Origin of the sequence: Pseudohaliea rubra DSM 19751, from assembly GCF_000764025.1 — a bacterium.
GTDB classification, from domain to species: Bacteria; Pseudomonadota; Gammaproteobacteria; order Pseudomonadales; family Halieaceae; genus Pseudohaliea; species Pseudohaliea rubra.
Map to the genome: position 1 here is coordinate 1 of NZ_KN234745.1, position 10,266 is coordinate 10,266.

Annotated in this window: 11 protein-coding genes; 6 read left to right on the forward strand and 5 right to left on the reverse strand. The window is 66.8% G+C overall.

Features of this window, described 5'->3' with window-relative positions; genetic code table 11:
* The coding region (locus HRUBRA_RS00005; protein WP_035513276.1) for an ATP-dependent helicase C-terminal domain-containing protein at positions 1-415 on the forward strand (415 nt) is incomplete at its 5' end.
* Positions 416-499: 84 nt separating this feature from the next.
* On the opposite strand, the gene HRUBRA_RS00010 is transcribed toward HRUBRA_RS00005, so the two are convergent.
* The 3 genes from HRUBRA_RS00010 to HRUBRA_RS00020 form a co-directional block, all read right to left on the reverse strand.
* A complete protein-coding gene (locus HRUBRA_RS00010) occupies positions 500-1,321 on the reverse strand; it encodes an HAD-IIB family hydrolase (RefSeq protein WP_035513279.1) in 822 nt (273 codons plus the stop codon).
* A 162-nt stretch (positions 1,322-1,483) separates the two neighbouring features.
* Positions 1,484-2,311 (reverse strand): ion transporter, encoded by an 828-nt coding sequence (locus tag HRUBRA_RS00015; RefSeq protein ID WP_035513282.1) that lies wholly within the window; start codon positions 2,309-2,311, stop codon positions 1,484-1,486.
* Positions 2,308-2,952: an arylesterase gene (locus tag HRUBRA_RS00020; protein ID WP_236629730.1), complete on the reverse strand. Its 645-nt coding sequence runs from the start codon at positions 2,950-2,952 to the stop codon at positions 2,308-2,310. Before HRUBRA_RS00020 ends, HRUBRA_RS00015 begins: the two co-directional genes overlap by 4 nt.
* Here HRUBRA_RS00020 and HRUBRA_RS00025 point away from each other — a divergent pair.
* Both HRUBRA_RS00025 and HRUBRA_RS00030 read left to right on the forward strand, forming a co-directional pair.
* Positions 2,945-3,607 (forward strand): ABC transporter ATP-binding protein, encoded by a 663-nt coding sequence (locus tag HRUBRA_RS00025; protein WP_035513283.1) that lies wholly within the window; start codon positions 2,945-2,947, stop codon positions 3,605-3,607. The two genes, HRUBRA_RS00020 and HRUBRA_RS00025, sit on opposite strands and share 8 nt — an antisense overlap.
* Positions 3,604-6,096, forward strand: a complete 2,493-nt coding sequence (locus HRUBRA_RS00030) for an ABC transporter permease (protein ID WP_236629731.1) — start codon at positions 3,604-3,606, stop codon at positions 6,094-6,096. Before HRUBRA_RS00025 ends, HRUBRA_RS00030 begins: the two co-directional genes overlap by 4 nt.
* A gap of 183 nt (positions 6,097-6,279) precedes the next feature.
* Here HRUBRA_RS00030 and HRUBRA_RS00035 read toward each other — a convergent pair whose 3' ends face one another.
* Positions 6,280-6,912 carry a TetR/AcrR family transcriptional regulator gene (locus HRUBRA_RS00035; protein WP_035513285.1) on the reverse strand — a complete coding sequence of 211 codons (633 nt, stop codon included), beginning with the start codon at positions 6,910-6,912 and terminating at the stop codon, positions 6,280-6,282.
* An 11-nt stretch (positions 6,913-6,923) separates the two neighbouring features.
* Entirely contained in the window at positions 6,924-7,904 is a 981-nt protein-coding gene (locus HRUBRA_RS00040; RefSeq protein ID WP_035513286.1) for a malate dehydrogenase, read from the reverse strand.
* A 154-nt stretch (positions 7,905-8,058) separates the two neighbouring features.
* On the opposite strand from HRUBRA_RS00040, the gene ttcA reads away from it, so the two are divergent.
* From ttcA to ccmB, 3 genes are read left to right on the forward strand one after another with little or no spacing between them, the layout of a single operon-like run.
* The gene (gene ttcA / locus HRUBRA_RS00045) at positions 8,059-8,901 is read left to right on the forward strand and encodes a tRNA 2-thiocytidine(32) synthetase TtcA (protein ID WP_035513288.1); all 843 of its coding nucleotides are present in this window, start codon (positions 8,059-8,061) and stop codon (positions 8,899-8,901) included.
* Positions 8,902-9,513 (forward strand): cytochrome c biogenesis heme-transporting ATPase CcmA, encoded by a 612-nt coding sequence (gene ccmA / locus HRUBRA_RS00050; protein WP_084592364.1) that lies wholly within the window; start codon positions 8,902-8,904, stop codon positions 9,511-9,513.
* On the forward strand, positions 9,510-10,199 hold the full coding sequence (gene ccmB, locus HRUBRA_RS00055) for a heme exporter protein CcmB (RefSeq protein ID WP_236629732.1): 690 nt from the start codon (positions 9,510-9,512) through the stop codon (positions 10,197-10,199). Before ccmA ends, ccmB begins: the two co-directional genes overlap by 4 nt.
* The last annotated feature ends 67 nt before the right edge of the window (positions 10,200-10,266 follow it).

Sequence of the window (10,266 nt, forward strand, 5' to 3'; positions counted from 1 at the left end):
GCGGAGCCTGCGCGAGCTGCAGGCCGTGGACGTGGCCGCCTGCCTCGCCGGTCTACTGCCTCCCGGTGGTGCCGCGCGGCTGGACCGCGAGGCCCCGGCGACCCTGGTGGTGCCTTCCGGGCGAGCGCTGTCGCTGGATTACCGGCAGGGCCCCGCGCCGGTCCTCGCGGTAAAACTGCAGGAGATGTTCGGCTGCGCCGAGACGCCGAAGGTGGCCGCGGGGCGCGTCCCGGTACTTTTACAGCTGCTGTCGCCGGCGGGGCGGCCGCTTCAGGTGACCGCGGATCTCGCTTCTTTCTGGAGCGAGGGCTACGACGGCGTACGCCGGGAGCAGCGAGGCCGCTATCCGAAGCACCCCTGGCCGGCAGATCCTCGCAGCGCAACGGCTACTGCCGCCACCCGGCGCCGGCGCTGAGGCCGGTGGCTACGCCAGGACTGCTGCGAGGGTGCTTTCACGAGGCCTTTTGAAGGCAGGCAAACCCTTGGTAGGACCCTCCGCTCAGAGATCGAAACGCTCGCGCAGGAATCGGGCGATGCCGTCTTCGTCGTGGTGGCCGATTACGGCGTTGGCCGCCGCCAGTACCTCGGCCTTGGCATTGGCGGGTGCGTAGGCCTCGTCGGCGGCGGCAAACATGCTGAGATCGTTGTCACTGTCACCGAAGCAGATCACGCGCTCGAGACCGAGTTCGCTCTTCAGGCAGTTCACCGCGTCACCTTTGGTGCCGGCGTGGTGATGGATATCCACCCAGCACAGCTGCTGGTCTTCGATAGCTGTGCCCATGTAGGCGATCAGGCCCGGTTCGTCGGCGACCGTGTCGACGACCGCGCGGATGCCCGGCTCCGGCCCCAGGGCGCTCACGTTGGCGATATCGGCGTCGGCGGGGAGCTCACTGATGGGCAGTACCGGGAGGTCCCGGTCACCGCGGAACATGTCTGCCAGGCGCTCTTCGGCCCGGGTCTGCAAAGGCGCGTGATACACGGCATGGCGCTCGCCGGGCTCGATGGTGAACAGAAAGGGGGTGATCGACTGGCTGATGAAGGCCTCGAGCACGTGGCGGATCTCATCCTGGGTGAGCAGGTACTGGCGGCTATAACGTCCAAGGGACGGATTATAGATGACAACACCGTTCTTGAAGGCCTGCGGCAGCAGGAAGCCGTGCCCCTCGAGGAGGTCCCGGGCGCCGTGGAGTGTGCGCCCGGTGGCCACCGTGTAGGCAATGCCGGCGCGGGAAAGGCGCTTCAGCGTGTCGCGGGTATAGCCGGAGATTGCCGACTCCCGGTTGAGTAGGGTGCCGTCGAGATCGAAAACAACCAGTTCCATCGCCGCTCCGCCATAGGGTCCAACCTGCGTCAGGTCGGCAGTTTACAGTCCACGGGTCGTGGGTAACAGCGGCATCGGGCGAAGGGCCTGGTTGAGCTTTCCGGCACCTTTGCTTGGTGCTCGCTTCACGCGGCACGAGGAGCAATAAGCTGGTGGCGGGGGTCAGTCCTCTTCGCTGAAGAGTGCGGCACCGCAGTACTTGCAGTGCCGGGCGTCCGGCTCGTGGCCGGCGCGGGCGCATTGCGGGCAGTTGACCGTCAGCTTGCGGTTGGCCTTGTCGAGCAGGTTGGACGTAAAGATCCCGGTCGGCACTGCGATGATCGCGTAGCCAAGCAGCATGCCCGTTGCGGCGATGCTGCGCCCGGCTGCGGTGACGGGTACGAAGTCGCCGTAACCCACGGTGGTGATGGTGACAATCGCCCAGTAGATGCTGACCGGAATATTGTCGAAGCCGTTTTCCGGCCCCTCGATCACATACATCAGACAGCCGAAAATCACCATCGTGGTGATGATCATGAGGAAGAATACGAAAATCTGGCGGGCAGACTTGCGCAGGGCTATGGCAACGAGATTGGCCTCATCCAGGAATTCGACGAGGCGGAGTATCCGAAACACCCGCAGCACCCGCAGTAGTCTCACAACGAGTAGTGGTGCGGCCTCTGGGGCGATCAGGGCGATGTAAGTGGGGAGGATGGCCAGCAAGTCGATCACGCCGTAGGTGCTCAGGATGTAGGCGCGTCGGTTTTGCGCTATCCATATGCGCACCAGGTACTCGATCGTGAAGAGCAGGGTGAAGCCGACTTCAAGCTGGAAGAACAGAGCCCCGTAGCGGTCATGGTAGCTCGCGATGGAATCGAGCATGACGACTGTGACACTAATGAGAATAAGCCCGATGATGGCGATGTCGAACCCTCTTCCTGTCGACGTATCGATGCCGAAGATAATCGCGTACAGCCGCTTCTGCAGCGGGCTCTGCTCGCGCAGGCTCATGGGCGAAGCACCTTCTCAAGCGCCGGGAGCAGGGTGTCGACGATCCGCGGTTGGGCGGCCGCCGTGGGGTGAATGCCGTCTGCCTGCATCAGGGCCGGGTCCGTAGCGACAGCTTCGAGGGGAAAGGGGCCGAGCGTCGCGCCGGCCTCGTTGGCTACAAGCTCGAATGTCTTCCGGAAGGTGCCCGTGTAGCGCGGGCCGTAGTTCGGTGGGATTTCCATGGGCAGAAGAAGCACCTCCGCCCCATGGTCCTGCGCCACTGAGACCATGGCGGCAAGGTTCTGCCGGAGCTGCGCCACCGGGTAGCCGCGCAGGCCGTCGTTGCCGCCGAGTTCGATCACAACCGCGTCGGGGTTATGAGCCTCGACAAGCGCCGGTAGGCGCCGGCGCCCCCCGGCGCTGGTCTCACCGCTGATGCTCGCGTTGATGACTTCGACGGACAGGCCGCGCTCGGCCAGGGCTAGCTCGGCAAGGGCCACCCAGCCCTCCTCGAGGGACAGGCCATAGGCCGCGCTGATACTATCGCCCAGCACCAGCAAGCGCCGGTCGTCGCCGGCTAGCGCCGCGCCCGCCAGCAGCAGGAACAATCCAGCGGCGGCCAGCCGACGTAAACGGCGGAACAAGGAGAGAGAAATGATCACGGCGCGTGCGCTTCGCAAACGGGTCCCTGTAGCGGGCGGGGGGCTGGAGATACTGAAAGGCATTGACCTCGAAATCAAGTCCGGGGAGACCGTGGCCATTATCGGTGCATCGGGATCGGGGAAGTCGACGCTCCTCGGGCTTCTGGCCGGCCTCGATCTCGCCAGCGAGGGTAGCATTGAGCTCGGCGGGGTGGCCCTTGAGGAGCTCGATGAGGATGGCCGCGCGCTCCTGCGGGCGCGCGAAATCGGTTTCGTGTTTCAGGCCTTTCAGCTGCTGCCGGCGCTGACGGCGCTTGAGAACGTTATGCTGCCGCTGGAACTGCGCGGCGACCGCGATGCGGCCGGGCGCGCCGGCCGCTACCTTGACCGCGTAGGCCTTGCTGAGCGCTCCCGGCACTATCCGCGCCAGCTCTCGGGCGGCGAGCAGCAGCGGGTGGCCATTGCCCGGGCCTTCGCCGCGGAGCCGCGTATTCTCTTTGCCGATGAACCCACGGGTAATCTGGATACGGCGACCGGCGAACGTATCGTCGACCTGCTCTTTGCGCTCAACCGGGAGGAGGGCACCACGCTGGTTCTGGTCACGCACGACGAGCGTCTGGCGGCGCGCTGCGACCGGCGCCTTCGCATGACCGCCGGGGAGCTCGAAGAAGCGTGAACGCGGCGACGCTCCCCGGCCGCAGTGCGCTGCGGCTGCTCTCCCGCGACTGGCGCGGGGGCGACCTCGGCGTATTGATCGCCGCTCTCGTGCTCGCGGTTGCCGTGGTCACCGGCATCAGCGCCTTCACCGCGCGCTTGCAGGGTGCCCTGGCGCAGGAGAGCAACCGCTTTCTGGCTGCGGATCTCGTTGTTGAGGCGAGCCGGCCGCTTCCGGACCCCTGGCTAGAGGAGGCTGCCGGCCGCGGCCTGCGCACGGCCCGGGTGGTGACCTTCACCAGCATGGTGAGTGCCGGCGATGAGGCGATGGCCCTTGGCGCCGTCAAGGCGGTTTCCTCGGCCTACCCCCTGCGCGGTGAACTCACGGCCAGTGTCGAGCCCTTCGGTAGCGCGACCTCGCGCAGCAGCGGGCCGGAGCCCGGCACCGTATGGCTGGACTCGCGGCTCTTCGCGCTCTTGGCGACGGCACATGGCGCCAGCGTTGAAGTGGGCCGCGCGCGCTTCACGGTGACGGCCGCCGTGCGCACGGAGCCGGACCGCGGTGCCAGTTTCTTCGGGGCAGGCCCGCGGGTGCTGATGCATGCCGATGACCTGCCGGCCACAGGCGTTGTCCAGCCCGGCAGTCGGGTCCGCTACCGCCAGCTCTTCGCCGGCGAGCCCGGGGCAGTGGCGGACTACCGCAGCTGGCTTGAAGATCAGCTTGCCCCGGGGCAGCGGGTCCTGTCCGTCGCGGAAGGTCAGCCAGGCGTCGCCTCCGCCCTCGACCGGGCCGAGCGTTTCCTGCTTCTCGCGGGCAGCCTCGGCGTACTTCTCGCCGCCGTGGCCATCGCCCTCGCGGCGCGGCGCTTCTGCGCGCGGCACGCGGATTACGTGGCTATCATGAAGAGCCTCGGCGCAACCACTGGCTATGTCGGGCGTCTCTACGGCGGCAGTCTGGCCCTGCTCGGTCTCGCGGCGACGCTGGCGGGGTGCCTCGCCGGCCTGCTATTGCAGGCAGTTGCCTTCGACCTGCTGGCATCACGGCTGCCCTTTGACCCGGGTCCCGCGGGCTGGCGTCCCTGGTTCGTCGGGGGGGTGACCGCGCTGGTCTGCCTCGGCTGCTTCGCCTGGCCGCCGCTCTGGCGCCTGGCCGGGGCCAGCCCGTTGCGGGTGCTGCGGCGGGACCTGCCCCTGGATTCGGGCCGCGGGCTCATCGACTACGGTCTCGGCCTCGCCGCCGTGAGCGGCCTCATGGCCTGGTACTCCCGGGATCTGGCGCTTGCCGGCGCCGTGCTCGCGGGGCTCGCGCTGACCGTCGTCCTCGGCGGCGGCGCGGCGGCGCTGCTTCTCCGCGGCGGCAGGCTGGTGGGTATGCGGGCGGGCAGTATCTGGCGCCTGGCTCTTGCGAGCCTTCAGCGGCGAGGGGCGGGCAATGCGCTGCAGGTGGTGATGTTCTCGATCGCCATCATGCTGCTGCTCCTGCTGACCCTGGTGCGCAGCTCCCTTATCGACAGCTGGCAGGCTCAGCTGCCGCCGGAGGCACCGGATCATTTCATGCTCAATATTGCCCCGGAGGAAGTTGCTGCCATTGAGCAGCGCCTGCGCGCCGACGGCATCGCCGCGGAAGGACTCTACCCGATGATCCGCGGGCGGATCATGGCCGTGAACGGGGAGCCGCTGCCGGCGGAGGGCGATGACGATGGTACGCGGCAGCGCGAGGCCAATTTCACCTGGTCGGCGACGCCGCCGCCCGGTAACGAGCTTCTTGCCGGACGCTGGTGGGAGCCCGACAGTGACCAGGCCCTGGTGTCTCTGGAGGCGGATTTTGCGGAACGCCTCGGCGCAGGGACCGGTGATCGCCTCGAGCTGCGCGTCGGTGCTCAAACGCTGTCGGTGACTGTGGCCAGCCTCCGTGCCGTCGACTGGGAGAGCATGCGCCCGAACTTCTTCATGATTTTTCCGCCGCGGCTGCTCGCCGACTACCCGGCCACCTTCATGACCAGCTTCCATCTCGGCGGCGACAAGGCCTTCCTCAACGGGCTCTTACGGGAGTTTCCCACGGTGAGCGTCATCGAGATGGACATGGTTCTGTCCCAGCTGCGTAGCATCGTCGGGCAGGTGAGCGCAGCGATTGAGCTGGTGCTGGCCCTGATCCTCCTTGCCGGTGCATTGGTGCTGGTGGCCGGTGTGCAGGCCAGCGTCGACAGCCGCCTGCAGGAAAGTGCACTGCTTCGCTCCCTCGGTGCCCGGCGGGGCCTCGTGCTTGGTGCTCTGGCGATCGAGTTCGCGGCCCTCGGCCTGTTCGCCGGTGTGCTGGCCACGGTCGGTGCCGAGCTGTCGGCCTGGCTGCTGCAGACGCAGGTACTGGAGATGGCCTACCGGCCTACGCCCTGGCTCTGGCCCCTGGGCCTTGTGGGGTCCGCTCTGCTGATCGCTGTACTCGGGGTCTTGGGCTGCCGGCGGGTGGTGAATACACCACCGCTCGCGGTGCTGCGGGAAGAGGCTGGCTGAAGCTCCTGGCAGGAATGCACAGTGTCCTCTGGACCTTCAAGCGCTTTCCCGCTGTTCCGGCGCGAGGGCGGGAGTCTTCTCTCAGTCGCTCCCCGATACACGCTTTGTGGGGGCACTCCCCGGCACCCGCCCGGGAATACTGACACACCCCTGCCTTGAGGGGCCCAACAGCAACACGAGGGCTCAAAGCTGTCTTGCTAGGATCCCGTTCAGGAAGCTGTCGACGGCCAGGTCGACCTGCCGATGCAGGTCCACGTGGCGCTCGAAGAGCGCGGGGGCGTCCACCCGGAGGGTGGCCATGCCGTGGATACTGGCCCAGGCAACGTTGGCAAGGTAGCGGACCTCGTCGCTGCCGCGGAACTGGCCCAGCTCGATCCCGCGCTGGAGAATCTGCCGTACCACGGCAAAGGTCTCGCGGCTGACGTCGCGGAGCGCCGGGAACTTCTCCGGCGGCTGCAGCAGCGGGCCGAACATGAGCTTGAACAGAGCCGGATTTTCCGCAGCATAGTTGACGTAGGCGTGGGCAAAGGCGGTGAGCTGCTCCTGCGGCTCCGTGCCGGCAGCCCTGCCGGCATCGCGGAGCGTGTCGAGAAGGTCGGTGTAGCCGCGAACCGCCATGGCCGCCAGGAGCGCCTCCTTGTCGGCGAAATGGCGGTAGGGCGCGGTCTGGGAGACGCCGATACGCCGGGCGAGGGCGCGCAGGCTCAGGGCTTCCGCACTGCCGTCGGCCAGTTCGGCGATGGCCGTCGCCAGCAGTTCGGCGCGGAGATTGCCGTGATGGTAGCTGCGCGTGCTGCGCGCCGGGTCTCTGGTCATCGCTGCCCGCCTCAGGGAAGCAGGTGCTTGACCGCGTCCCGCTCCTCGGTGAGCTCCTGCTCCGTGGCGGCCATGCGGCCCTCACTGAATTCACTGATCGCCAGGCCCTGGACGATCTCCCACTGGCCATCGCGGCAGCGGCAGGGGAAGGAGTAGATCAATCCCTCGGTAATGCCATAGGAGCCGTCGCTGTAGACGCCCATGGAAACCCAGTCATCGGTCGGTGTGCCGAGGGCCCAGGCGCGCATATGGTCGATGGCCGCGTTTGCTGCAGAAGCTGCTGAGGAAGCGCCCCGGGCCTTGATGATCGCGGCGCCTCGCTGCTGCACCGTCGGGATAAAGGTTTCTTCGTACCAGCCCTGGTCTACCAGCTCCATCGCTGGAGTGCCGTCGACCTCGGTATTGAAGAGGTCCGGGTACTGGGTCGCGGAATGATTGCCCCAGACGGTCATCCGGCGGACGTCAGTGACGGCCTTGCCGGTCTGCTGGGCCAGCTGGGTCTTGGCGCGGTTATGGTCCAGACGCATCATCGCCGTGAAGTTGCGCGGATCCAGCTCCGGCGCGTTGCGCTGGGCGATGAGCGCGTTGGTGTTCGCCGGGTTGCCCACCACCAGTACTTTCACCGTGCGGCTGGCATGGGCGTTAAGGGCCTTGCCCTGCTCGGAGAAGATAGCGGCGTTGGCCTCAAGCAGGTCCTTGCGCTCCATGCCGGGTCCGCGGGGCCGGGCGCCGACAAGAAGGGCGTAATCGCAGTCCTTGAAGCCGACGTTCGGATCATCGGTGCAGACCACGCCGGCCAGCAGCGGGAAGGCGCAGTCGTCAAGCTCCATGCGAACGCCCTCGAGGGCGTCCAGGGCGGGAGTGATATCCAGCAACTGCAGGATCACGGGCTGGTCGTCGCCGAGCATGGCGCCGGAGGCGATGCGAAAAAGCAGGGCGTAACCGATCTGGCCGGCCGCGCCGGTCACTGTGACTCGAACAGGTGCTTTCATGGAGGGTTCCTTTTTACTGGCTGCGTGGCGCTGGGTGTCCTGCGGGGCCGATATTGTCCGCGCAGCACCGCGAAAAAACAAGTTGCTGCCGTGGACGCTGCGCGGGCCCTTGCGCTAGCATTGCCTCCCGGCCGCCACTCGACGAACGTCCCCCGTGCGCGAACTGTCCCGCAAGGAAAAGACCGAGTTCAACAAACTGCAGAAACGCCTGCGGCGCCAGGTTGCCAATGCCATCGTGGACTTCAATATGATCGGCGAGGGCGATCGCGTGATGGTGTGTCTGTCCGGTGGCAAGGACTCCTACGGCATGCTGGACATGCTTCTGGCTCTCCGGGGCAGTGCGCCGGTGGATTTCGAGCTGATCGCCGTCAACCTTGATCAGAAGCAGCCGGGATTCCCGGAAGCGGTGCTGCCGGCCTACCTCGACGGGCTTGGCGTGCCCTACCACATTGTCGAAAAAGACACCTACAGTATCGTCAAAGACGTTATTCCGGAGGGCAAGACCACCTGCGGACTCTGCTCGCGGCTGCGCCGGGGCACGCTCTATGGTTTTGCCGAGGAGATCGGGGCGACCCGCATCGCCCTCGGGCATCACCGCGACGACATCGTCGAGACCCTGTTCCTCAATATGTTTTTCGGCGGCACCTTGAAGGCTATGCCGCCAAAGCTGCTAAGTGATGATGGTCGCCACGTGGTCATCCGCCCGCTGGCCTATTGCAAGGAGAAGGACCTTGCAGCCTACGCTGACATCAAGGGGTTCCCGATCATTCCCTGCAACCTCTGCGGTTCCCAGGAGAACCTTCAGCGAGTGCAGGTGAAGGCCATGCTCGCCGACTGGGAAAAGCGCTACCCGGGACGTACGGAGACGATTTTCCGCAGCATCGCCAACGTGGCCCCCTCGCAGCTCGCCGACCGTGCCCTGTTCGATTTTGCCGGCCTTGAGCAGCGGGAGCCCGACGCCGGGAGCGAGCTGCACATCCGCGCGGTCAATCTGTAAGTGTCGACCGCTGCGAAGCCGCTCCTCAGCGCAAGCGAACTGGCCCTTGAGCGGGGCGGCCGACAGCTCTTCAGTGGCCTGACGCTGGCCGTTGCCCCCGGGCAGCTGGTACAGGTCGAGGGTGCCAACGGCGCCGGCAAGACCAGCCTGCTGCGTATCCTCGCGGGGCTGTCCCGCTACGGCTTCGAAGGGCGGGTTACTCGCTCTGCGCCCTTGCTGTTCCTCGGCCATCACCCGGCGGTCAAGGGTCTGCTCACGGCGCGGGAGAACCTGCGCTGGCATCCCGCTGGCGAGGGCAGCCACGACGATGTCGCCATCGACGCGGCGCTTGCCTCCGTCGGCCTCTACGGCTACGAAGATGTGCCTGCGCACAGCCTCTCCGCCGGCCAGCACCGGCGCGTAAACCTGGCGCGACTTTATCTCTCCCCGAGCCCCCTCTGGCTCCTTGATGAGCCCTTTACCGCTATCGACCGGGACGGTGTCGCTGCGCTACAGGCGCTCTTCGTCGCCCACGCGGAGCGGGGCGGAGCCGTGCTCTTTACCTCTCATCAGCCGCTCGCGGTCAGCTACCGCGTCGACTCGGTGCTCCTGCGCCCGGAGCACATCGCTTGAGTGCCGCGCCCGGGGCCCTGGCCTTCGTCGGCCGCCTGCTGCGGCGGCAGCTGACGCTCGCGCTTCGCCGGCCGGTGGCCGTGTTGAACCCGCTACTGTTCTTTGCCATGGTCGTCGCGCTTTTTCCCCTCGGGCTGGGCCCGGCGCCGGACCGGCTCGCCGCTTTCGCGCCCGGAATTCTCTGGATCATCGCGCTGCTCGCCAACCTGCTGAGCGCCGAGATGCTGTTCCGCTCAGATTTCGAGGACGGCAGTCTCGAACAGCTGCTGTTATCGCCTCAGCCCCTGTACCTGTCGGTGCTGGCCTATGTGCTGGCCCACTGGCTGCTGACCGGTGTGCTGCTGGCGGCCATAGCACCGCTTTTTGCCGTGATGCTCAACCTGCCGGTGGCGGCACTGCCTGCGCTCGTGGGCAGCCTGCTTCTCGGTACCGGGGTGCTGAGTTTTGTCGGCAGCATCGGCGCGTCGCTGACCGTGGGCCTGCGTCGCGGCGGTATGCTCATTGCGCTGCTGGTGCTGCCGTTCTACATGCCCGTACTTATCTTCGGCGCCGGTGCGGTGGAGGGCGCGCTTGCGGGCCTCCCCGTGGCGCCATACCTGGCTATCCTCGGCGCCCTGTTCAGCTTCGCTGCGGCCCTCGGGCCCTTTGCGATTGGCGCCGGGCTGCGCATCAGCATCGATGCCTGAGGCGTCCCTGGTCGCTAGCGCGGACCACCGTGAATAGCTTTGTTGTTGGTGACGCCACCCCTGTATA

Excerpts from the sequence above, each read along its gene's own strand:
- HRUBRA_RS00015 (WP_035513282.1), bottom strand. The coding sequence starts at position 2,311 with ATGAGCCTGCGCGAGCAGAGCCCGCTGCAGAAGCGGCTGTACGCGATT.
- HRUBRA_RS00040 (WP_035513286.1), bottom strand. The coding sequence starts at position 7,904 with ATGAAAGCACCTGTTCGAGTCACAGTGACCGGCGCGGCCGGCCAGATC.
- HRUBRA_RS00010 (WP_035513279.1), bottom strand. The coding sequence starts at position 1,321 with ATGGAACTGGTTGTTTTCGATCTCGACGGCACCCTACTCAACCGGGAG.
- HRUBRA_RS00025 (WP_035513283.1), top strand. The coding sequence starts at position 2,945 with ATGATCACGGCGCGTGCGCTTCGCAAACGGGTCCCTGTAGCGGGCGGG.
- HRUBRA_RS00035 (WP_035513285.1), bottom strand. The coding sequence starts at position 6,912 with ATGACCAGAGACCCGGCGCGCAGCACGCGCAGCTACCATCACGGCAAT.